Here is a 22,301-nt window from a genome sequence, read left to right as displayed (position 1 = left end):
CAGTCACCTCTATGAAAAGCACTACAACACAACTTAAAAACTTCCGCTGGAAAGGCATCAACAGTTCTGGCAAAAAGACGTCTGGACAAACCCTCGCGATGACAGAAATTGAAGTACGCGAGCGTCTAGACGCACAGCACATCAAGATCAAGAAGTTAAAGAAAAGCAGTATCTCGTTTCTCACTAAACTCAGCCATCGCGTGAAAGGCAGAGACATCACGGTGTTTACCCGTCAGATTTCGACGATGTTGATAACCGGTGTACCCTTAGTTCAGGCTTTAAAATTGGTCTCAGAAAATCATAAAAAAGCAGAGATGAAATCCATTTTGATGAGCGTGACACGCGCCGTTGAAGCGGGGACGCCCATGTCAAAAGCCATGCGCACTGCAAGTGAACACTTTGACCCACTCTATACCGATCTTATCGCCACAGGTGAGCAATCCGGTAACTTAGCAGAAGTGTTCGAGCGCTTAGCCACCTACCGAGAAAAAAATGAACAACTCCGTGCGAAAGTGATCAAAGCACTGATTTACCCAGCGATGGTAGTGCTAGTAGCGTTAGGCGTGTCGTTTATCATGCTCACCAAAGTCATTCCCGAGTTTGAAAAAATGTTTGTTGGTTTTGGTGCTGACTTACCGTGGTTTACCAGGCAAGTATTAGATCTTTCCGCCTGGACACAAAACTGGAGTCCGTTTATCGCACTAGGCTCCATTAGTTTATTCATTTCGGCGAGAATCCTCTCTAAGCGTTCAGATTCTTTTCGCTTAATGCTCAACCGCTCTGTGCTTAAATTTCCTGTCCTGGGCCCTGTATTATCAAAAGCCGCTATCGCCAAATTTAGTCGAACACTCGCCACAAGCTTTACAGCGGGCATTCCAATTCTAACCAGTTTAAAAACTACATCAAAAACATCAGGAAACTTGCACTATCAACTCGCCATAGAAGAAGTTTACCGTGATACCGCCGCAGGTATGCCAATGTATGTAGCCATGCGCAACTGTAATGTGTTCCCTGAATTGGTGTTACAAATGGTTATGATCGGTGAAGAGTCTGGTCGACTTGACGATATGCTCAATAAAGTTGCAACAATCTACGAGTTTGAAGTCGACAACACCGTCGACAACCTTAGTAAAATTCTAGAGCCACTAATTATCGTTTTTTTAGGTATCGTTGTTGGCGGATTAGTGACAGCAATGTACTTGCCAATCTTTAACTTAATGAGTGTATTGGGCTAGAATGAGCTGTTAACTCCTTTAAAACAGCATCTTGCTGATTTCACTCATCGCTCAAGAGACAAATATGGAAGTATTCCAGTACTACCCTTGGCTATTCGTTGTGTTTGCCACCATCTTCGGTCTTATCGTGGGTAGCTTCCTCAATGTGGTTATTTATCGACTACCTAAAATCATGGAACTAGAATGGCGACGCGAATGTGCCGAGTCATTTCCTGAATACAAAATAGAACCTCCTAAAGAAGTGCTGACCTTGAGCGTCCCACGCTCCTCCTGCCAGAAATGCGCAACACCGATACGTATTCGCGACAACATTCCTGTGATTAGCTGGCTGCTTTTAAAAGGCAAATGTCACAACTGTCAGACAACCATTAGCACACGCTATCCACTGATTGAACTGCTCACTGCATTCTGCTCAGGCTTTGTCGCTTACCACTTTGGTTTTAGTTACTTTACCGTTGCACTACTCTTTTTCACTTTTATCTTAATCGCTGCAACATTTATCGATCTCGATACTATGTTGTTACCTGACCAATTAACATTACCATTAACTTGGGCTGGCATTGCCTTAGCATTAGTCGAAATAAGTCCTGTTACTCTACAAGATTCTGTCATTGGTGCTATTGCTGGTTACCTATGTCTCTGGTCCGTTTACTGGGGCTTTAAGCTACTTACTGGTAAAGAAGGAATGGGATATGGTGATTTTAAACTACTAGCAGCACTAGGGGCTTGGCTGGGCTGGCAGTCACTGCCGATGATCATTCTACTTTCTTCTGTGGTTGGCATCGTATTTGGCATCATTCAACTACGCTTGCAAAAGCAGGGAATTGAAAAAGCTTTCCCTTTCGGTCCTTACTTAGCAATTGCTGGTTGGATAAGCTTAATTTGGGGCGAGCAGATTTTAAACTGGTACTTTACTTCAGTTCTAGGAGTGTAAATGGCTTTGGTTATTGGTTTAACAGGTGGTATCGCTAGTGGAAAAACAACCGTCGCGAATCTGTTCAAACAACAATTTAAAATCGATATCGTTGATGCCGACATTGTAGCAAGAGAAGTTGTCGAACCAGGTACTCCCGGCCTAAACGCGATTATTGAACACTTTGGTCACGATATCGTTCGTGAAGACCAAACTTTAGATCGCGCAAAGCTGAGAGAAAAAATCTTTTCGAATTCAGATGAAAAAGCATGGCTCAACGCACTGTTGCACCCGATAATTCGTGAAAAGATGATCGAAGATTTGCAGCAAGTCACTTCAGAGTATGCGTTACTTGTGGTGCCGTTGCTCGTAGAAAACAAGCTAGATAGTTTGTGTGATCGCGTTCTTGTCGTCGATGTAGAACCGAATACACAGATATCTCGCACGATGAAACGAGACAATGTGAGTGAAGATCAAGTTCGCGCCATCCTTGCCTCTCAAGCATCAAGAGAGCAAAGGCTCGCGCTTGCAGACGATGTGGTTAAGAATAATCCAAGTGACCCTGATCTTTTGCTTCAAATCACAGATTTGCACGAAAAGTACCTAGCCATGTGTAAGAAAAATCTGCGAAAATAGGAACGAAACTCACAAAGGCTTATGTCGATGACCACGCACAAATTTGAACATCCGTTAAATGAGAAAACTCGTATTTATCTAAGAGTGGAGTCTCTGCTGCGTCAGGCTCACTTGGCCTCTGGGTTTAGCGAAAATCATCAGTATCAACTGTTTTTCCGTGCGTTATTCGATATGGTTGAGATCTTCGAACAAATCCAACTGAAAAGTGAACTGGCTAAAGATCTTGAGAAGCAACGGCTGTCGTACCGCCATTGGCTCAATGTTGATGGTGTCGATCAAGACGCATTAAATACCTTGCTACAAGAGATAGATGTCGTTCATAGCCAACTAATGAGTGCTGAACGTTTTGGCCAAGCATTAAAAGAAGATCGCTTCCTAAGCTCTATCCGTCAACGCTTTAATCTACCGGGTGGTTCATGCTGTTTTGATCTGCCAGCATTACACTACTGGCTTCATCTACCTATTGAACGTAAAAAGCGTGATGCACAACAGTGGCAAGCAAGCTTAAAGCCCTTATCTGATGCGCTTTCGTTATGGTTAAAGCTCACTAGAGAGACCGGACATTTCAAAGCTCAAATCGGTCGTGCAGGTTTCTTCCAAAGTGACGCTGATGAAGCCAACATTCTAAGACTTCACATCCCAATGGAATATGGCGTGTATCCTATGATTTCAGGCCATAAAAACCGCTTTGCGATCAAGTTCATGTCGTTTGAAAACGGTCAAGCATGCACACAAGATATTGAATTTGAACTTGCTGTGTGCAGCTAAGACGACACTACGCCTCGCCTCCATAATCTAAAATTCAACGCTTTATTGCGCTTATATTTGATAAAATTTCGTAGCAGCAATAGCGCGTTGAATAAGCCATCTTTAATTCGTTTAGGTATACTACCCTTTAACACCAATTAGTAATGGGACGCTCAACTATGTCTAAAGTTACCATCGTTCAATGTCCACAATGTGGCGCCGACGTAGAATGGGGAGAACAAAGTCCTCATCGCCCTTTCTGCAGTAAACAATGCCAAATGATTGATTTTGGTGAATGGGCAGATGAAGAAAACACCATCCCAGGCGCACCCGATATGTCCGACAGTGATGGCTGGTCTGAAGACCAGTATTAAATTGAGACCTAGGGTAAAGGAATACCCTAGGTTCCTTCTTGGGGAACCGAATCACGCTCCGTCGTCGCTGTCCAGAATGACGAATGTGAACCTCAGTGCTATATAATCTTTGACCATCATTTTCCGTCATTCCGAGGAGCCATAGCGACATCAGGAATCTACTCACAGTAAGGATGAAGCTAACAACGTAAACACTTGCATGCTCGACTAGTAGATTCTGAATCACGCTCCTTCGTCGCTGTCCAGAATGACGAATTTTAACCACGGTACTCTGTAATCTTTGACCATCATTTCCTGTCATTCCGAGGAGCCATAGCGGCATCAGAAATCTACTCATAGCAAGGATGAAGCTAACAACTTAAACACTTACATTCTCAACTAGTAGATTCTGAATCACGCTCCTTCGTCGCTACCCAGAATGACGAATTTTAACCACGGTACTCTGTAATCTTTGACCATCATTTACTGTCATTCCGAGGAGCCATAGCGACATTAAGAATCTACTAACAGCAAGGATGAAGCTAACAACTTAAACACTTACATTCTCAACTAGTAGATTCTGAATCACGCTCCTTCGTCGCTATCCAGAATGACGAATTTTAACCACAGTACCCAGTAATATTTGATCATCATTTCCCGTCATTCCGAGGAGCCATAGCGACATCAGGAATCTACTCATAGCAAGGATGAAGCTAACAACGTAAACACTTGCATGCTCGACTAGTAGACTCTGAATCACGGTCCTCCGTCGCTATTCAAAATGACGAATTTTAACCGCGGTACCCTGTAATCTTTGGCCATCATTTCCCGTCATTCCGAGGAGCCATAGCGACATCAGGAATCTATTCACAGCAAGGCAGAGGCGTGGAGTGTACATCAGTGCATGAGCATCGACAGTTCAGGTCGGGTGAAAAGAAACGAGCAAGCTAATTACACAAATAAAAAAACGGAGCCCTAAAAGGACTCCGTTTAAGATGAGAACGCTAGTTATAGCATTACTTCTTAGCAAGTTTCTCTTTGATACGAGCAGACTTACCAGAACGCTCACGTAGGTAGTACAACTTGGCACGACGTACTGCACCACGGCGTTTAACTTCGATGCTATCAACGATTGGAGAGTGTGTTTGGAACGTACGCTCAACACCTTCACCGTTAGAGATCTTACGTACAGTGAAAGCAGAGTGTAGACCACGGTTACGGATTGCGATTACAACGCCTTCGAAAGCCTGTAGACGCTCACGGTCACCTTCTTTTACCTTAACTTGAACTACAACAGTGTCACCTGGTGCAAATTTAGGTAGGTCTGATTTCATTTGCTCTTCTTCAAGAGCTTTGATGATGTTACTCATTTTTTAAATTCCTAGAATAAACTGATACTAAATAAATTAGGTTACTTTGCGTTATGTTCTTTAATGGCTTTATGCTCATTAACAAACTCAGCAAGTAATTGTTCCTGTTCGTCAGTCAGAGCTAGGTTTTCCAGGAGCTCTGGTCTTCTTAGCCAAGTACGGCCCAACGACTGCTTGAGTCGCCATTGACGAATGTCCTTGTGATTGCCTGACATCAGTACCGCTGGTACCTCTTTGTCATCCAATACTTCTGGACGCGTATAGTGAGGGCAATCTAACAAGCCATTTGCAAAAGAGTCTTCTTCTGCTGACGCGAAATCCCCTAGTACACCCGGAACAAACCGAGAGACAGCGTCGATTAACGTCATGGCTGGTATCTCACCACCCGTCATCACAAAATCACCAATCGACCATTCTTCGTCGACTTCAGATTGAATGATGCGCTCATCTACCCCTTCATAACGACCACAAATCAGAAGCAAGTTCTCATTCGTTGCCAGTTCTTCCACTCCTTTCTGGTCGAGCTTGCGACCTTGAGGAGAAAGGTAGATGACTTTCGTCTTGCCCGGTGAGGCTGCTTTCGCGGTATAAATGGCATCGCGCAAAGGCTGAACCATCATTAACATACCAGGGCCACCACCGTAAGGTCGGTCATCGACTGTGCGATGTTTGTCGTGAGTGAAATCTCTAGGATTCCAAGTCTCAATCGACAAAAGACCTTTTTTAACCGCTTGACCTGTTACTCCAAAATCAGTAACAGAACGGAACATTTCTGGAAAAAGGCTAATAACGCCAACCCACATGTTTATCTCGCTCTGTAATTTTGGAGATTAGAATCCAGGATCCCAGTCAACTTCGATCCGTTGAGCTTCGCGATCAACATTAATGATCACTTGCTCTTCAAGGAACGGGATTAATCGTTCCTTCTGCCCGAAAGCATCTTTAAGATTTGCTTTAACAACCAGAACATCGTTTGAGCCAGTTTCTAGCATGTCAGTAACAACACCTAGATCGTAACCTTTAGTGGTTACAACTTGCATCCCAAACAATTCGCGCCAGTAGAACTCATCTTCTGACAATTCAGGAAGTACCGCAGGGTCAATAGCAATTTCAAAGTTCGTCATTAGATGCGCGTCTTCACGAACATCCATGCCTTCCAGCTTAGCCACCATACCTTTGTTATGACGCTTCCAGCTTTCTACTTTGTACTCAACCCACTTGCCCTTTTGGTTAATGTACCAAGGGCTGTAATCGAAAATGCTTTCAGCATTGTCTGTGTAGGAAAAAACCTTAAGCCAACCACGAATGCCGTAAGTAGCACCAAACTTGCCTACAACAATCTTTTCGTTGCTCATTGTTTCTTTACCTTTCATCGACATAAACTAGTTTCTACTTTTCAAGTAAAAAATTAAGCCGCTTTTTGAGCGTCTTTAACTAGCTTAGCAACACGGTCAGATACTGACGCGCCTTGACCAACCCAGTGGTTAACGCGGTCTAGGTCTAGACGTAGACCTTCTTCTTGACCTTTAGCAGTTGGGTTGAAGAAACCAACTTTCTCGATGAAACGGCCAGTTGCAGCGTTGCGGCTGTCCGCTACTACGATTTGATAAAATGGACGCTTTTTAGCGCCGTGACGTGCCAAACGAATGGTTACCATGTCGTCCTCTTTGCTTTCTCAAAAATAAAATTAACCCCAAAAACCATTCAAGAAATTAAACAGTTTGGGGTCTCGTGCCAAAATAAAGCTCCGGAATTTTACTCTTCTCCCGGAGCAATGCAAGGAGTTTAGTTACTTTTTCACCAACATAAATTGAATTTAAAGTTTGTGACGTACCTAACACCCTGAATCTATGCGTGATCGATTAATTAACGACCAAATGGGTTGAAGCCACCGCCACCACCCATGCCGCCCATCATGCCTTGCATGTTGCGCATCATGCCTTTCATGCCACCTTTTTGCATCTTTTTCATCATTTTCTGCATTTGGGTGAACTGTTTTAGTAAGCGGTTTACATCTTGAACCTGCACACCAGAACCAGCCGCGATACGCTTCTTGCGCGAGCCCTTGATAATTTCTGGGCGTTGACGTTCTTTCATTGTCATGGAGCTGATGATCGCTTCCATCTGTTTGAACATCTTGTCATCGACTTTATCTTTCACATTGTCTGGTAGCTGGGACATTCCTGGAAGCTTATCCATCATCCCCATCATGCCGCCCATGTTTTGCATCTGGCCTAGCTGTTCACGGAAATCTTCAAGGTCGAAACCTTTCTTCTCTTTGAACTTCTTCGCTAACTTTTCTGCCTTTTCTTGGTCAACGTTGCGTTGTAGGTCTTCAATCAAAGACAGAACGTCACCCATGCCAAGAATACGTGAAGCAACTCGATCTGGGTGGAACGGTTCTAGCGCGTCAGTTTTTTCACCGACACCCAAGAATTTGATTGGTTTGCCCGTGACATGGCGTACTGAAAGTGCCGCACCACCACGAGCATCACCATCAACCTTAGTTAGAACTACACCGGTAAGAGGTAGCGCATCGCCAAAGGCTTTTGCTGTATTTGCTGCATCTTGACCCGTCATGGCGTCAACAACAAATAGCGTTTCTACTGGGTTGATAGCTGCGTGAAGATCTTTGATCTCCCCCATCATCTCTTCATCAATTGCCAAACGACCTGCGGTATCGACAATCAATACGTCGTAGAATTTTTTCTTCGCATGGTCAATCGCTGCATTGGCGATATCAATAGGCTTTTGGTCTGGTGATGATGGGAAGAAGTCAACACCGATGTCTGATGCCAGCGTTTCAAGCTGCTTGATTGCCGCAGGACGGTAAACGTCGGCAGACACAACCAAAACTTTCTTCTTGTCACGTTCTTTTAGAAGCTTAGATAACTTACCTACCGATGTGGTTTTACCCGCACCTTGTAGACCTGCCATAAGAAGCACAGCAGGTGGTTGAGCGGCAAGGTTTAGCGCCTCATTCGACTCACCCATTACGGCTTCAAGTTCTGTTTGAACGATCTTGATAAATTCCTGACCTGGAGTCAGAGATTTAGAAACTTCTACGCCCACCGCTTTTTCTTTAACGCGGTTCACAAATTCACGAACGACCGGAAGCGCAACGTCAGCTTCAAGTAGAGCCATTCGGACTTCACGTAGGGTTTCTTTAATGTTGTCTTCGGTCAGACGACCTTTACCACTGATATTTTTCAGCGTTTTGGATAATCGATCCGTTAAATTCTCAAACATCTTTGTCTCTTCGCTAAAATGGCGATTAATTAGTGTGAGTATACATTAGCCAAGGTCTGAGTCATACCCGTACCGCTGTCCTATTCTTGTCTCTATTTATATATGGTGCGGTAACTTATTAATTTCAATATCTCATCTCTCACGATTGATGTCGGATATAACGTAGCCCCAAAGTGTAATGCAAGGTATAATTTCTCCATCGTGCACAATAATATTTAGGATTCATGGATAGCTTAATAGCCATCGCGGCCGCCATACTTTATGTTTTGGCGATTGCGACCATCATACCCGGACTCTCACAACAGTCAGGAATCAAAGCAAAAACAGTGTTTGCTAGTGCTGCCTGTGCGCTTGTTTTTCATGCGTGGATTTTGAGTGATCTGATTTTTGATGGTTCAGGTCAAAACCTGAGTATTCTCAACGTGGCTTCTTTGATCAGTTTTATTATTTCTCTGGTCATGAGCCTTGCTATGTTGAAAAACCGACTGTGGTTTTTATTGCCTGTCGTTTATAGCTTTGCTGCCATCAATTTATCTGCTGCCACATTTTTGCCAAGCACGTTTATAAAGCACCTAGAGAATGACCCTAAGCTACTCATTCATATTTCATTTGCGCTCTTCTCATACGCGACTTTAACTATCGGGGCACTCTATGCGCTTCAGTTGGCTTGGCTGGATCACAAACTGAAAGCAAAAAAATCTTTGGCGATTAACCCAAACCTGCCGCCTCTATTAATGGTGGAGCGTCAACTCTTCAAAATTATTTTGATCGGTAACTTATTGTTAACTGCCACGCTCATTACTGGCTTTGTCTTTGTGCAGGATATGTTTGCCCAAGGTAAGGCACATAAGGGCATTCTTTCTTTCATCGCTTGGGTGGTGTACTCAATACTGCTTTGGGGTCACTATCAAAAAGGCTGGCGTGGTAGAAAAGTCACATGGTTCGCTGTTGCAGGAGCAACACTGTTGACTCTGGCATATTTTGGCAGTCGCTTTGTAAAAGAAATCATCTTGAATTAAGGAGCTCTAGGGCTCCTATCCTTTATATTTTAGGCTAGATAAAATACAGTACGCCTTAACTCTTTGACTTAACGGACTTACTCAACCGTTATATAACCCAATACTTACAAGGAACAGCAACGTTTTGGACGACATCTCTACGGGTATCTTGTTTGCGCTACTCGCGTGTCTTATCGTCATATCAGGTTACTTTTCCGGTTCAGAAACAGGGATGATGTCTCTGAATCGTTATCGCTTAAAACACTTAGCCAAAAACGGGCATAAGGGTGCTAAGCGAGTCGAAAGACTATTAGACCGTCCAGATCGTTTGATTGGTCTTATTCTTATCGGCAACAACCTCGTTAATATTCTCGCGTCTGCTATCGCGACCATTATTGGTATGCGTTTGTATGGTGATTTAGGTGTCGCTATCGCAACCGGTGCACTAACTATGGTTGTATTGGTTTTTGCCGAGGTTACCCCTAAAACAATTGCAGCGCTTTACCCTGAACGTGTGTCCTACGCGAGCAGTATATTATTGACCATACTGATGAAGTTACTGTCGCCTTTAGTGATGCTTGTTAACTTTATTACGAATGGCTTTATCCGCTTACTTGGCGTAAGAGCGGATCACTCAGCAGAAGATCATCTTAGCTCCGATGAGCTGCGTACGGTGGTAAATGAAGCTGGCGGTTTGATCCCTCGCCGACACCAAGACATGCTAGTGTCTATTTTGGATCTTGAGCACGTCACCGTGAACGACATTATGGTCCCACGCAATGAAATTACCGGTATTGATATTAACGACGACTGGAAATCCATTGTTCGCCAGCTAACACACTCACCACATGGACGCATAGTTTTCTATCGTGACCAAATTGATGAAGTGGTTGGCATGCTGCGCTTGCGTGAAGCTTATCGTCTGATGTTGGAAAAGAACGAATTCAACAAAGAAACGCTATTACGTGCTGCTGATGAGGTCTATTACATCCCAGAAGGCACACCACTGAACGTGCAAATGTTGAAATTCCAACGCAACAAGCAACGTATCGGTCTGATCGTGGATGAGTACGGTGATATCATCGGTCTAATCACTCTTGAAGATATTCTGGAAGAGATCATTGGTGAGTTCACGACGTCAATTTCTCCAAGCCTCTCTGATGAAATCAGTCCTCAAGGTGACGGAAGCTTTCTTATTGAAGGCAGCACCAATATTCGAGATATTAACAAAGGCCTGAAATGGGATTTACCAACGGATGGCCCAAGAACGTTAAACGGTCTTATTTTGGAGCACCTGGAAGATATTCCAGAGAGCCATTTAAGCGTGAGAGTAGCGGGTCACCCAATGGAACTTGTTGAGATTGAAGAGAACCGAATCAAGCTCGTTCGTGTTTATCCGAAGAAGAAAAAATCGACATCCAAATAACCAAAAGAAAAGCCTGACTCATGTCAGGCTTTTTTACTTATTGGGGCAATATGCTTCTTAATGAGCACCTAGTCGATGCGCAACTCTTTTAACATCGACTCAGGCAAAGCAAGTTCATCATTTTTGTTCACCGAAACACCAGCATCCAAAATGTTCTTTGCGATCTGTTGTGCTTCTTTTAAAGAGTGCATTGCTGCCGTGCCGCATTGGTATTCGTTAAGTTCAGGGATCTTATTCTGACTTTCTACCTTCAGCACGTCTTCCATTGCTGCAATCCAAGCATCTGCGACTTGCTGCTCTGATGGTGTGCCAATCAGACTCATGTAAAAACCTGTGCGGCAACCCATAGGCGAAATATCGATGATCTCAACAGAATCACCGTTTAGGTGATTACGCATAAAGCCTGCATAAAGGTGCTCTAGGGTGTGAATACCTTTTTCAGAAAGAATGTCTTTGTTTGGCGCAGTAAAGCGTAAGTCGAAAACAGTAATCGTATCCCCTTTTGGGGTCTGCATGGTTTTCGCCACTCGCACTGCCGGTGCATTCATACGAGTGTGGTCCACGGTAAAACTATCGAGTAAAGGCATTACATCTCTCCTGATTGTAACTCCAGTACCTTTCGGTAATGGATAAATGTCATTCATCCCTACAGCACATGAACAGACTGTGGGCTAAAAGAACCAGCTGCTGTTGTCTTCTAATTCCTGACGACATTGCTTCAGCTGCCAGCCATAAGTTTTCGCTGTTTGTTCAACACGTCGAGCGACTTTGATTAAACTAGGTTTTCGATTATAAGTGCCTCGCTTATATCCACCTCGCCCTTCATGATAAGCCAGATACTGGTTATAGGGATCCCATAATGAAATCCCTAGCTGACGCCGTGTTTCATGAGTGTACCAACCGACAAACATCATAGAATCATCGAAGTTGGTACGAGAGCCCCCCTGACCTGTCGCATCTTGGAAGTCTTCCCAAGCAGGGTCTTGAGCTTGAGCATAACCATACGCACTGCTGACTCGTCCCCAAGGAATAAACCCTAGCAAATAATCTTTAGGTGGTTTTGCATCGTGCCGAAAGCTGCTTTCTTGTTTAATGATGGCCATAGCGACATGAATAGGGGTACCCCATTCATCTTCCATATCTTTGGCATCATCGTACCAACCGGATTTCTCTCGGAATATCTCGCATAAGTTATTCTGCTGCTTTGGCGGTGCCGTAGCACAACCTGCAAGTAACACGCTTCCAAGTACCGCTACTACTAACGACTTAATGTTCAACCCCACCAATCCTTAGTTAGTCATTACTGCTTCAGGTAAGCAAAGTAATCTTCCAAAAAATCATCAAAAGAAAGCATGTCACTCTGCTCTGCTTGCTTTTGTTTTTCCACGGACGACGCAACTTCCGTTTCCATCGTATCTTGTGAATAGTACTGATAACCGTGAGCTAGGTTTTCATCACGGTACTTCATACCAAGAGTACAACCGACTTTACCTAGCCCACCCAGCTCTTTCGTTAGCTCTAATAGTTGACCAGAGATCGTTAGTTCTGGGTTATCAATCCATGTCTCGAGTTGATTACACACATCTTGGTATGCACTGCCACCAGCGGTCATATCCATTTGCTGTGCTATTTGACGTAACTCGACGAAAACTCGGTGTGCCCAATCTTGTAGAGATAGACGCTCACCTTGGCAACCAATTTGCAGCATTAGACCTTTTTCACGGCCTGAAACAATGACTTTATTCCAGTTATCGCGCCAACACTCTAATTCACAGTTATCCATAGGGTCTGAGTCTGACAAGGCCGCCCAGGTAAGGAAGAGATCCAAGAATCGTACTTGCTCTTCATTTAAGCCCACTGCGCTGAATGGGTTAACATCTAGAGAACGAACTTCAATGTATTCGACACCACCGCGTCGTAACGCATCTGAAGGCTTCTCACCACTTTTCGATACACGTTTTGGACGAATCGGAGCGTACAGTTCATTCTCAATTTGTAAGATATTGGAATTAAGCTGGCGGTATTCACCATCCACTTTTACCCCAATTTTCGCAAACTCTTCTGATGGGTGGCGAATCGCATCACTCAAACCATCGAGGTATTGGTCAATGCTGTTAAAACCAATTTTCAGCACACTTTGAGCACTATTGGTATAGCCAAGATCGCTCAAACGCAAAGACGTCGACTTCGGCAAATATAATGTCCCGCCAATCTTCTCGAATGGCAGATCGGTTTCACGACCTTGAATAAAAGAGCCACATAACGCTGGTGATGCACCAAAGAAGTAGGGAATCATCCAGCCAAAGCGGTAGTAATTACGGATCAACGCAAAGTACGCATCAGACTTAGCATCTTGGCGGGCTTGTTCATCTTGCTCACCATAGAGCGCATCCCAAAATGTTTCAGGAAACGAGAAGTTAAAATGGACACCTGAAATAATTTGCATCAGGCTGCCATAGCGACGCTTTAGGCCTTCTCGGTACAGCGTTTTCATTTTCGCTGCATTCGAAGAGCCATACTGGGCTAACTGAATATCATCCTCTGAGCCTACGTAGCAAGGCATTGATAGTGGCCACATTTTCTCTTCACCCATTTTGGTTTGAGTGAAATGATGGATATCTTTCAGCTGTGCCATCAGTTCTGGAATTTCATGTGACACAGGCGTAATGAACTCTAACAATGATTCCGAAAAATCCGTTGTGATCCATTGATTTGTGAACGCAGAGCCTAACCCTTCAGGATGAGGAGTTGTAGCTAGATGTCCATCCTGACGATAGCGCAAAGTTTCTCGCTCAACACCGCGTCCAAACTGCTTAAATACTTCGGGGTTTGATGCAACTTTTTTTAGTCGCGCAGCAAAATCAGTCAAAATGAGGTTCGCTTATATTGGGAGCAGGACACTTGTTACATAACACAAGTGTAAGCTAAGTTATTGATAGTTAATGCATCTAGATAAATAACCCACGAAAAGTTGCTTATCTAGATGAATAGCGGAGAAACGTTTCTCCGCTATTAAATGTGTACTCTATCGAATGATTTCAAGCTCTTCTACGTCTTTCCCCAACTTTTCTAATTGAGGACGCAACGATTTAGCATCACCAACGACGATAATTTGATAGTCATTTGGATCAAACCATTTCTGAGCCAGCGCATTCAACGTCTGCTTATCGACTTTTTCTACGATAGCGTTTCTTTGCTGCAAGTAATCATGATCGAGGTTGTACTTAAGAATATCACTGATGAGCTCCGCTTTTTGTGTTGGTGTTTCATATTTCAGTGCATCTTTTTGACCGACCGCTTGACGCATAAATTTCATCTCTTCATCAGTAATACCTGACTGCGAGTATTCATTTAGCTCATTTTCCATCTCAATGATCGAAGCAACCGTTGCATCCGCTCGTACTTGCGCGGTGAAAACCACCGAGCCTGTTTCTGGATTACCAGAGAAGTAGCCGTAAGCACCGTATGTGTAACCCTTGTCTTCACGTAGATTTTGGTTAATGCGGCTATTGAAGTTCCCAGCTAAGTTGAAGTTTGCCAGTTGGCTTAGGTAAAAATCGCCCGTTGCGTCGTAAGGCATACCTTGACGAACCATCATGACCACACTTTGCGGCGCTCCTGGTTTATCAACAAGATGGATCTTTTGCTCACCTAATGCAGCAATGCTTTGCGGTGCATACAATGGCGCAGCTTCATCTTGCCAGTTTTTCCAGAACGTCAGTTGCTGCTCAATTTCCTGTCTATTGATGTCACCAACAACGACGATTTGCGCACTTTGTGGCGTGTAATGCTTCGAGTAGAATTCACGGACATCATCCAACGTTAATGCACTGACACCTGCTTGCGTGCCGTCTTTTGGTCGAGCAAAAACCGAATCCCCATAGAGCACCTGGCGACTCGCTTGTGACGCCATCCAACTTGGATTTTGGTGCTCATATACCAGGCCTTCTAGCGCTTGCATTTTTACACGCTCGAAATCATCTTGATTAAATGCAGGAGACAGCAACATCTCTTCGACAATTTTTAACGTCGGCTCTAAGTTCTTTTCTAGAGCAGAAACACTGATGTTTGTTGTATAACCTGTGGCATTAACAGAGATAACACTACCCAGTTTATCAAGCTCAGCTTGAATCTCTTCGACACTGCGTTTCGTTGTGCCTTCTTGCAACATCGCAGCGGTCAATTGGGCAAGACCTTCTTTACCCTTTTCAACAAAACGTGTCCCTGCAGGTAAACTAAATTGCATCATCACCGTCGGCGTTTCATCGCTAACTGCACCAAGCAGCTCTGAGCCATTCTTGAAATGTAACTCGTACAGCTCTGGCATCGTCGCTTTCACTGGTTCTCCTACTGGCGGTTGCACTGAGCGATCGAAGTTATCGGTCGCACGACGATACGCCAATTGGTCATCGGAAATCTTCTCATATTCTGGCAGCGTACGCTTTGGTGTCACAAAGGTCGCAGGTTTTACGACAAGGTCTGTTTTTCCTTTTGGGACCACGCTTAGGGTCACTTTGTTCTTACCTTGGATAAAGTCCGTATACGCTTTTTCTACCGAAGTCGGCGTAACTGCACGGATTTGTTCAAGCTGTTGCTCAAGACGATCAGGATCGCCGAAAAATGTCTCGTTGGAAGCCAACTGAGTCACTTTACCTTTAACGCTTTCTAGCGCAAAAATAGCATCCGCTTCCGCTTTACCCTTCAACTGCTCAAGGCGATCTTTTGTCACGCCTTTTTCCGCAAACTGATTCAGTGATTGTAAAAGCTCGTCGTACAGTTTTGATAGGTCGCCTTTGTCTCCAGAATCACCCATTGCGTAAACGTAAAAGTTACACGCCAGTTCAGCACAATCATGGAATGAACCAGCATCGACCGCTTTTTGAGTCTTCACTAGGTCTTGATAGAGCACGCTGTTGGTACCGCCACCCAATACTTCTGATAATGTATCGAGAGACGCTTGGCTTTCTTCGCCATTGTAGGTTGTTGGCCACGCGATCATCACCATAGGTTGTTGAATACGATCTTCTAGAGTGATGTATTTGTCTTCTTGCAGTTTTGCAGGTTGTTTCGGCGCATTTTCAACCTCAGGACCACGAGGAATCGAACCGAAGTACTTATTTACCCACTCTAGAGTTTGTTCAACGTCTAAGTCACCACCGATCGTGATAGTCGCATTGTTTGGGCCATACCAACGCAAGAAAAACGCTTTGAGATCGTTCACATCAACACGATCAAGATCTTCAACATAACCAATGGTTTGCCACGAATACGGATGACCTTCAGGATATAGCGCTTCGGACATGCGCTCCCAAATTAAGCCATAAGGACGATTATCGTAACGCTGAGCTCGCTCATTTTTTACAGTAGAACGCTGAATTTCAAATTTGCGTTGAGAAACCGCATCCAACAAAAAGCCCATACGGTCAGACTCTAACCACAGCATTTTCTCGAGCTGGTTAGCAGGGACAGTTTCAAAGTAGTTAGTACGATCGCGGTTTGTTGTACCATTTAACGTGCCGCCAGCCTCTGTGATGATCCTGAAGTGCTCTTGGTCACCAACGTTCTCTGAACCTTGGAACATCATGTGCTCAAAGAAATGCGCAAAACCAGACTTACCCACTTCTTCACGAGCTGAACCAACATGGTAAGTCACATCCACATGGACCAATGGGTCAGAATCTTCAGGAGCTAAGATCACCGTTAAACCATTATCGAGTTTATACTTTTGGTATGGAATCTTAACTTTGCCTTCTTCAGCTTTCGATGACTCAACGAAAGTTACCCCTTTCGGCAGTGATGAAACTGGCGTATTTGATGCACAGCCCGTGATCACCAACAGTGAACACGCGCCAACCCAAAACATCTTCATGTACTTTCCTTAAAATAATCCGAGATAGATGGCCGCAAGTAAGCTATACCTAGCAGCCTTTCCTAAAAATATTAAAATCACGCAAGGCAGAAACTTCATTCTTAGCCACCCTGCGGCTAAACACAGCGGGTCTCCTATTACAGGTAACCAGCTAAAAAATAATCCCCAATAGCCATACTTAGAGAGCCACTTTAATGCGGTATGACCGTGCTTTTCCTCTTGTGCTTTGTTGGGAATCCACAAGCCAAGCCAATAATTTGTTAAGCCACCAAGCGTATTACCGATAGTAGCGACCATAACAATTGAAGAAACGGAGTATTGATTTAATGAGAGAGTGGCAACTAAGCCCGCCTCAGAACCACCAGGCAACAACGTGGCACTGAGAAAACCGGTCATGAAAAGCACCCATAATGCTGAATCTGAAAACCAAAGCGCTAAACTTTCAAAACTCGTGTTAAATGCTTCTAGCATGTCATATCAAGCAACACCTTGCCTCTGGTTCTTCCTGATTCGACCTGCTGGTGAGCACCAATGACATCACTCATAGGATAAACCTGTTGAATTTCAGTCTTCAGTAAGCCAACGCCGACCATGTACAACAAGGTATCTAACTGCGCAGGGTCTGGTTCAACCAACATGCCACTAGCCTCAAAGCCTAGGAGTTTGGCTTTTTCACAAATCAGCTCAGCAGTTATGGTTGGAACGGTGATGACTCTCGCATTGTCTTTCAGGCATTTAAGCGCATCTAACGCAGCATCTCCGCCTACTAAATCAATCAAAACATCAACATCTTCAACACGTTCTGACACTGGTGCAAATTGATAGTTCACTGCATGAGCACCGAGCGTCGCAAGGTAATCTAAATTTCGTTCACTGCAGGTTGTAAAGACTTCCGCTTTCGTCGCGATCGCAATTTGTACCGCGAGGTGTCCAACACCACCGGCACCAGCGAGGATAAGTACGCGATCGTTTTCCGTCACATTAGCCTTACTGAGAGCTTGTGCCGCAGTTTGTCCCGCCAACGGTAATGCAGCAGCTGCCTCTAAAGTGACAGAGCTAGGAACATGACTTAACTCAGTTTCTGGAACACATATGTATTGACTGTATCCACCGCCTCGAACTGGGAAACCAATAAATCCAGCCACCTCATCACCTTGATTAAAACGTGATGCCCCCTCTCCACAAGACATCACTTTTCCTGAGATGTCGTAACCTGGCACCCAAGGTAAATTATCCTTATTCTGCGCTGCCGCCCAACCGAGCCCAGCTCGAGTTTTGACATCAATAGGATTTACGCCTGAAAAAGCGACTTTTACTAAGACTTCACCAGGCTGTGGTGATGGTGTAGAAGCATGCTGAATCGCGAGTACGTTGGCATCACCAAACTCAGTGATAACGATCTGTTTGTGTTCCATAAACCATTCCCTGCAAGAAAACAAAAAGGGATGCGAAAGCATCCCTTTGACTATAAACCATTTTGTTAACCTAAGTTAATCGTGATTTTGTAAATTGGTTGATCATTCCATTTTCAATAATGTCTAACCAACAAGTGCTAACAATATACCAGCCGCAACGGCTGAACCCAGCACACCAGCAACGTTTGGTCCCATCGCATGCATTAACAAAAAGTTTTGCGGGTTAGCTTGTAAACCAACTTTGTTTACGACTCGCGCGGCCATTGGTACCGCAGAAACGCCAGCCGCACCAATAAGTGGGTTGATGTCTTCTTTCGAGAACTTGTTAAGCAGTTTCGCCATCAGGACGCCCGCACCAGTACCGATACTAAATGCAACTGCGCCTAACCCCAAGATACCTAACGTTTCTAGGTTCAAGAACTGCTCAGCTTGCAGCTTAGAACCAACACCAAGACCTAAAAAGATAGTCACTATGTTGATCAATTCATTTTGAGCAGTTTTCGATAAACGATCGACCACACCAGCTTCACGCATCAAGTTACCCAAACAGAACATACCAACCAATGGCGTAGCTGAAGGCAAGAACAGAATCGTCATCAGTAATACAGCAAGCGGGAAGATGACTTTCTCCCATTTACCAACATGACGAAGCTGAGCCATCTTGATTTGACGCTCTTCCTTGGTTGTCAGTGCTTTCATGATTGGTGGCTGGATGATCGGCACCAATGCCATATAGCTGTATGCCGCGACTGCAATCGCACCTAACAGATCTGGAGAGAGCTTACTCGCCAAGAAAATCGCTGTTGGCCCATCAGCACCACCGATGATCGCGATAGACGATGCATCCGCCATGGAGAACTCCATGCCAGGTACATAGTTGAGCAAAATAGCGCCAAACAGTGTTGCAAAAATACCAAACTGCGCAGCCGCACCTAACCACAACGTTTTTGGGTTTGCGATCAAAGCACCAAAGTCAGTCATCGCGCCCACACCCATGAAGATCAATAGCGGGAACACACCCGATTCAATCCCAATGTAGTAAACGTAGTAGAGCAAGCCACCAGGCTCAGTAAAGCCAGCATTTGGAATATTCGCCAAAATAGCACCGAAACCAATCGGCAATAACAGTAAAGGTTCAAATCCTTTTTTAATTGCCAAAAACAGCAAGGTACAACCAACCAGCATCATACAGATTTGGCCGAACTCGAAGTTAGCGATCCCTGTTTCTGCCCAAAGGGTTAACAATCCGTCCATGATACTCCCTTACGCCAGGCTCAACAGAGGCGCACCTACTGTGACAGCATCGCCTTCTTTAACGTTCAGCTCTTGAACCACACCACCACGCGCCGCTCGTACTTCAGTTTCCATTTTCATCGCTTCAAGGATGAGCAATACATCGCCTTCAGCTACCTCAGCACCAGGCTGAACATTCACTTTGAAGATGTTACCTGCAAGAGGAGCAGGCACCGCTTCAGCTGAAGCATTAGAAGGTGTGCTAGGTGTAGCCGATTTTGCCGGTGCATTAGAAGGAGCAACAGATGTCAGTTCACCTTTAGGACCAACTTCCACCTCATACACCTGCCCGTCAACACGTACACTATAAGTTTCTACACCGCCAGTTGCTGGTTGAGCCGCAGGTACAGCAGGCTTTGCAGCTTCTAGCGTTGGTGCAGGCTCAAATGCTTCTGGGTTTTCACGATTCTTAAGGAACTTAAGCCCAACTTGAGGGAAAAGTGCATAAGTGAGTACGTCATCAACACGCTCACTTGCTAGCTTAATGCCTTCTGATTTCGCTTTCTCCATCAGATCAACCGTAAGCGTCTCCATTTCAGGCTCAAGTAAATCGGCAGGACGACAGGTAATTGGCTCTTTACCATCAAGCACTTTCGCTTGCAGTTCTGCATTTAACTCGGCTGGCGCTTGACCGTACTCACCTTTCAATAGGCCAGCGGTTTCCTTGGTAATACTCTTATAGCGCTCGCCAGTAAGAACGTTAATCACCGCTTGCGTACCGACGATCTGTGAAGTTGGAGTCACCAATGGAATGAAACCAAGATCTTCACGTACACGAGGGATCTCTTCTAATACTTCATCAATGCGATCCGCAGCGCCCTGCTCTTTCAACTGGCCTTCCATATTGGTCAGCATACCACCAGGCACTTGAGCAATCAGGATGCGTGAATCGACTCCTTTTAACTGGCCTTCCCACTTCGCATACTTCTTACGTACCTCACGGAAATATGCGGCGATAGGTTCCAGTTGCTCGAGTTTTAAATTGGTATCTCGCTCGGTGCCTTCTAGCATAGCGACTACCGTTTCAGTCGGTGTATGACCGTAAGTACAACTCATTGAAGAAATCGCAGTATCGAGAATATCAATACCCGCTTCCACTGCTTTTACCGCTGTTGCTGTAGACAGCCCCGTTGTTGCATGACAATGAAGTGCCAATGGCACATCACAAGACGCTTTGATACGCGTGATAAGCTCTTCCGCTTCATAAGGCTTAAGTAAGCCAGACATATCTTTAATACACAGCGAGTGACAACCTAAATCCTCTAGGCGTTTTGCCAAGTCAACCCAAGTGTCTGCGTTATGCACTGGGCTCGTTGTGTAAGACAACGTACCTTGAGCATGCGCACCAACATCAACCGTTGCTTTAACGGCTTTCTGGAAGTTTCGCACGTCATTCATTGCATCAAAAATACGGAATACATCCATGCCGTTAGCATGCGCGCGTTCAACAAACTTCTCTACTACATCGTCGGCATAATGGCGGTATCCTAAAAGGTTTTGACCACGCAGTAGCATTTGCATTGGTGTATTAGGCATCGCTTTTTTTAGTTCACGTAAACGCTCCCAAGGGTCTTCTCCTAAGAATCGAATACAAGAATCAAATGTTGCACCACCCCAAGTCTCTAGAGACCAGTAACCAACCTTATCCAACTCAGCTGCGATAGGCAGCATATCCTCAATACGCATACGCGTAGCAAATAGTGATTGATGGGCATCACGAAGGACCACATCAGTAATAGCTAGTGGTTTAGACATGCTCTTAAACTCCTTTTTAATCCTAGTTCGGCTACTTCGCGAATGAGGCGCGATGTTTATGAATCGCAGCCGAGATCGCCGCCACTACTTGTGGACTAACAGCTGAAGAGGTTGATTGAATATTAGTGTTTGTTTTTGGTGCTGCGATCGGCTCTGGTACTTCTTCTGGTACCAATTTCGACATTAACCGAACGAGATAAACAAGAATAGTGAGGAAAATAAATACGACCGCCATCCCCGTTAGCATCAGGGTGGCCGCATCTACTAGCAGGCTTCCTATATTAGTCATGTTGCTTCCTTTCTTTGTCATCCTGACAACGTGCAGGACTTTAATAGTGTCAAATCCCGACCCATGGATTATCTCGATTGGTTAAATTTTGTCAATTTTGTTTAAGGAAGGTTTGTAGTAATCCTGATAAATGATTATTTATTCACTACCCAGATCACAGTTCATGACAAAATAATCACTTCAAATCGCTATCACCTTACGAACAGAGTAAAGGAGGACATAAATAAAAACTGCGATTTAGATTTCAAAATCAAATCGGGACTCACGCAGTAAAAACCAACAAAAACAAAAAGATGGACAAGATTAACAATAAATAAACAAATAACAAACAAAGTGACTACATGAGAGTGATTGAAATGAAAAATGGAAGTCAGTGTATAGGAGGGATAATCAGGATGATTTCACACGATGCGACAGAAGCTTGATAGCAAATTGCTTAGATACGCACATATTCGCTTTTAAAAAAGAGGAACATAGGCTCTAGTGATCCTACGCCATATTTCAGATGTCTAGATACAAAAAAGCCTCGCAATTGCGAGGCTGTTTCAATGAGTGGCGCGTCCTGGAGGATTCGAACCTCCGACCGCCTGGTTCGTAGCCAGGTACTCTATCCAGCTGAGCTAAGGACGCGCAGTTTTCGATATCGACTTTCGTCAACATCAGGGCATTACCCTGCAATAAGTGGCGCGTCCTGGAGGATTCGAACCTCCGACCGCCTGGTTCGTAGCCAGGTACTCTATCCAGCTGAGCTAA

The 22,301-nt window shown here is 44.5% G+C and carries 21 protein-coding genes and 1 tRNA gene; 7 read left to right on the top strand and 15 right to left on the bottom strand.

The features are described from left to right. Positions 1–11: 11 nt before the first annotated feature. The 5 genes from R8O70_RS10780 (at position 12) to yacG (ending at position 3,905) form a co-directional block, all read left to right on the top strand. Entirely contained in the window at positions 12–1,235 is a 1,224-nt protein-coding gene (locus R8O70_RS10780) for a type II secretion system F family protein (RefSeq protein ID WP_171343192.1), read from the top strand. A gap of 64 nt (positions 1,236–1,299) precedes the next feature. Beyond that, on the top strand, positions 1,300–2,169 hold the full coding sequence (locus tag R8O70_RS10775) for a prepilin peptidase (protein ID WP_025768182.1): 870 nt from the start codon (positions 1,300–1,302) through the stop codon (positions 2,167–2,169). Next, complete coding sequence (coaE, locus tag R8O70_RS10770) at positions 2,170–2,784, top strand: dephospho-CoA kinase (RefSeq protein ID WP_017635920.1); 615 nt, start codon at positions 2,170–2,172, stop codon at positions 2,782–2,784. Positions 2,785–2,811: 27 nt separating this feature from the next. Further along, positions 2,812–3,552: a cell division protein ZapD gene (zapD, locus tag R8O70_RS10765; protein WP_017820392.1), complete on the top strand. Its 741-nt coding sequence runs from the start codon at positions 2,812–2,814 to the stop codon at positions 3,550–3,552. 158 nt (positions 3,553–3,710) lie between these two features. Beyond that, positions 3,711–3,905 carry a DNA gyrase inhibitor YacG gene (yacG, locus tag R8O70_RS10760; RefSeq protein ID WP_017635922.1) on the top strand — a complete coding sequence of 65 codons (195 nt, stop codon included), beginning with the start codon at positions 3,711–3,713 and terminating at the stop codon, positions 3,903–3,905. 995 nt (positions 3,906–4,900) lie between these two features. On the opposite strand, the gene rplS is transcribed toward yacG, so the two are convergent. The 5 genes from rplS to ffh form a co-directional block, all read right to left on the bottom strand. Next, positions 4,901–5,254: a 50S ribosomal protein L19 gene (rplS, locus tag R8O70_RS10755; RefSeq protein WP_005379971.1), complete on the bottom strand. Its 354-nt coding sequence runs from the start codon at positions 5,252–5,254 to the stop codon at positions 4,901–4,903. Between the two features lie 41 nt (positions 5,255–5,295). Next, positions 5,296–6,057 (bottom strand): tRNA (guanosine(37)-N1)-methyltransferase TrmD, encoded by a 762-nt coding sequence (gene trmD, locus R8O70_RS10750; protein WP_033905595.1) that lies wholly within the window; start codon positions 6,055–6,057, stop codon positions 5,296–5,298. A 27-nt stretch (positions 6,058–6,084) separates the two neighbouring features. Beyond that, complete coding sequence (gene rimM / locus R8O70_RS10745) at positions 6,085–6,633, bottom strand: ribosome maturation factor RimM (RefSeq protein ID WP_005379964.1); 549 nt, start codon at positions 6,631–6,633, stop codon at positions 6,085–6,087. A gap of 29 nt (positions 6,634–6,662) precedes the next feature. Further along, the gene (gene rpsP / locus R8O70_RS10740) at positions 6,663–6,911 is read right to left on the bottom strand and encodes a 30S ribosomal protein S16 (RefSeq protein WP_005379962.1); all 249 of its coding nucleotides are present in this window, start codon (positions 6,909–6,911) and stop codon (positions 6,663–6,665) included. Between the two features lie 209 nt (positions 6,912–7,120). Then, positions 7,121–8,503 carry a signal recognition particle protein gene (ffh, locus tag R8O70_RS10735; protein WP_005385423.1) on the bottom strand — a complete coding sequence of 461 codons (1,383 nt, stop codon included), beginning with the start codon at positions 8,501–8,503 and terminating at the stop codon, positions 7,121–7,123. A gap of 224 nt (positions 8,504–8,727) precedes the next feature. Here ffh and R8O70_RS10730 point away from each other — a divergent pair, with 224 nt between their 5' ends. Both R8O70_RS10730 and R8O70_RS10725 read left to right on the top strand, forming a co-directional pair. Further along, complete coding sequence (locus R8O70_RS10730) at positions 8,728–9,522, top strand: inner membrane protein YpjD (RefSeq protein WP_005379950.1); 795 nt, start codon at positions 8,728–8,730, stop codon at positions 9,520–9,522. 124 nt (positions 9,523–9,646) lie between these two features. Then, positions 9,647–10,927, top strand: coding sequence for an HlyC/CorC family transporter (locus R8O70_RS10725; protein WP_005379948.1), 1,281 nt, complete (start codon positions 9,647–9,649; stop codon positions 10,925–10,927). A 68-nt stretch (positions 10,928–10,995) separates the two neighbouring features. Here the strand turns inward: R8O70_RS10725 and luxS are convergent, their stop codons facing one another. The 10 genes from luxS to R8O70_RS10675 form a co-directional block, all read right to left on the bottom strand. After that, positions 10,996–11,514, bottom strand: coding sequence for an S-ribosylhomocysteine lyase (gene luxS, locus R8O70_RS10720; protein ID WP_017820391.1), 519 nt, complete (start codon positions 11,512–11,514; stop codon positions 10,996–10,998). Between the two features lie 84 nt (positions 11,515–11,598). After that, positions 11,599–12,204, bottom strand: a complete 606-nt coding sequence (locus R8O70_RS10715; protein ID WP_171343190.1) for a hypothetical protein — start codon at positions 12,202–12,204, stop codon at positions 11,599–11,601. Between the two features lie 23 nt (positions 12,205–12,227). Beyond that, the gene (gene gshA, locus R8O70_RS10710; protein WP_064368762.1) at positions 12,228–13,796 is read right to left on the bottom strand and encodes a glutamate--cysteine ligase; all 1,569 of its coding nucleotides are present in this window, start codon (positions 13,794–13,796) and stop codon (positions 12,228–12,230) included. Between the two features lie 156 nt (positions 13,797–13,952). Next, positions 13,953–16,796, bottom strand: coding sequence for a M16 family metallopeptidase (locus R8O70_RS10705; RefSeq protein ID WP_042521322.1), 2,844 nt, complete (start codon positions 16,794–16,796; stop codon positions 13,953–13,955). Between the two features lie 9 nt (positions 16,797–16,805). Then, positions 16,806–17,267 (bottom strand): YqaA family protein, encoded by a 462-nt coding sequence (locus R8O70_RS10700; protein ID WP_005379938.1) that lies wholly within the window; start codon positions 17,265–17,267, stop codon positions 16,806–16,808. Further along, positions 17,261–18,211 carry an NADP-dependent oxidoreductase gene (locus tag R8O70_RS10695; protein WP_042521320.1) on the bottom strand — a complete coding sequence of 317 codons (951 nt, stop codon included), beginning with the start codon at positions 18,209–18,211 and terminating at the stop codon, positions 17,261–17,263. The genes R8O70_RS10700 and R8O70_RS10695 overlap by 7 nt, the downstream gene beginning before the upstream one ends. 123 nt (positions 18,212–18,334) lie before the next feature. Then, the gene (locus R8O70_RS10690; protein ID WP_005379935.1) at positions 18,335–19,465 is read right to left on the bottom strand and encodes a sodium ion-translocating decarboxylase subunit beta; all 1,131 of its coding nucleotides are present in this window, start codon (positions 19,463–19,465) and stop codon (positions 18,335–18,337) included. Between the two features lie 9 nt (positions 19,466–19,474). Then, positions 19,475–21,259: a sodium-extruding oxaloacetate decarboxylase subunit alpha gene (gene oadA, locus R8O70_RS10685; RefSeq protein WP_225474072.1), complete on the bottom strand. Its 1,785-nt coding sequence runs from the start codon at positions 21,257–21,259 to the stop codon at positions 19,475–19,477. Between the two features lie 31 nt (positions 21,260–21,290). Next, positions 21,291–21,548, bottom strand: coding sequence for an oxaloacetate decarboxylase subunit gamma (locus R8O70_RS10680; RefSeq protein WP_005379932.1), 258 nt, complete (start codon positions 21,546–21,548; stop codon positions 21,291–21,293). A gap of 553 nt (positions 21,549–22,101) precedes the next feature. Next, positions 22,102–22,178 (bottom strand) — tRNA-Arg (locus R8O70_RS10675). Positions 22,179–22,301: the final 123 nt, after the last annotated feature.

Source organism: Vibrio sp. 779(2023) (genome assembly GCF_033344285.1).
Classification (GTDB): domain Bacteria; phylum Pseudomonadota; class Gammaproteobacteria; order Enterobacterales; family Vibrionaceae; genus Vibrio; species Vibrio alginolyticus.
Note: the sequence above shows the minus strand (reverse complement) of the source record. Positions and strands in the feature narration are given on the sequence as shown.

Excerpts from the sequence above, each read along its gene's own strand:
- R8O70_RS10775 (WP_025768182.1), top strand. The coding sequence starts at position 1,300 with ATGGAAGTATTCCAGTACTACCCTTGGCTATTCGTTGTGTTTGCCACC.
- rplS (WP_005379971.1), bottom strand. The coding sequence starts at position 5,254 with ATGAGTAACATCATCAAAGCTCTTGAAGAAGAGCAAATGAAATCAGAC.
- R8O70_RS10690 (WP_005379935.1), bottom strand. The coding sequence starts at position 19,465 with ATGGACGGATTGTTAACCCTTTGGGCAGAAACAGGGATCGCTAACTTC.
- zapD (WP_017820392.1), top strand. The coding sequence starts at position 2,812 with ATGACCACGCACAAATTTGAACATCCGTTAAATGAGAAAACTCGTATT.
- luxS (WP_017820391.1), bottom strand. The coding sequence starts at position 11,514 with ATGCCTTTACTCGATAGTTTTACCGTGGACCACACTCGTATGAATGCA.
- R8O70_RS10700 (WP_005379938.1), bottom strand. The coding sequence starts at position 17,267 with ATGCTAGAAGCATTTAACACGAGTTTTGAAAGTTTAGCGCTTTGGTTT.
- R8O70_RS10730 (WP_005379950.1), top strand. The coding sequence starts at position 8,728 with ATGGATAGCTTAATAGCCATCGCGGCCGCCATACTTTATGTTTTGGCG.
- rimM (WP_005379964.1), bottom strand. The coding sequence starts at position 6,633 with ATGTCGATGAAAGGTAAAGAAACAATGAGCAACGAAAAGATTGTTGTA.
- ffh (WP_005385423.1), bottom strand. The coding sequence starts at position 8,503 with ATGTTTGAGAATTTAACGGATCGATTATCCAAAACGCTGAAAAATATC.
- R8O70_RS10705 (WP_042521322.1), bottom strand. The coding sequence starts at position 16,796 with ATGAAGATGTTTTGGGTTGGCGCGTGTTCACTGTTGGTGATCACGGGC.
- trmD (WP_033905595.1), bottom strand. The coding sequence starts at position 6,057 with ATGTGGGTTGGCGTTATTAGCCTTTTTCCAGAAATGTTCCGTTCTGTT.
- R8O70_RS10680 (WP_005379932.1), bottom strand. The coding sequence starts at position 21,548 with ATGACTAATATAGGAAGCCTGCTAGTAGATGCGGCCACCCTGATGCTA.
- yacG (WP_017635922.1), top strand. The coding sequence starts at position 3,711 with ATGTCTAAAGTTACCATCGTTCAATGTCCACAATGTGGCGCCGACGTA.
- oadA (WP_225474072.1), bottom strand. The coding sequence starts at position 21,259 with ATGTCTAAACCACTAGCTATTACTGATGTGGTCCTTCGTGATGCCCAT.
- R8O70_RS10780 (WP_171343192.1), top strand. The coding sequence starts at position 12 with ATGAAAAGCACTACAACACAACTTAAAAACTTCCGCTGGAAAGGCATC.
- R8O70_RS10695 (WP_042521320.1), bottom strand. The coding sequence starts at position 18,211 with ATGGAACACAAACAGATCGTTATCACTGAGTTTGGTGATGCCAACGTA.
- coaE (WP_017635920.1), top strand. The coding sequence starts at position 2,170 with ATGGCTTTGGTTATTGGTTTAACAGGTGGTATCGCTAGTGGAAAAACA.
- rpsP (WP_005379962.1), bottom strand. The coding sequence starts at position 6,911 with ATGGTAACCATTCGTTTGGCACGTCACGGCGCTAAAAAGCGTCCATTT.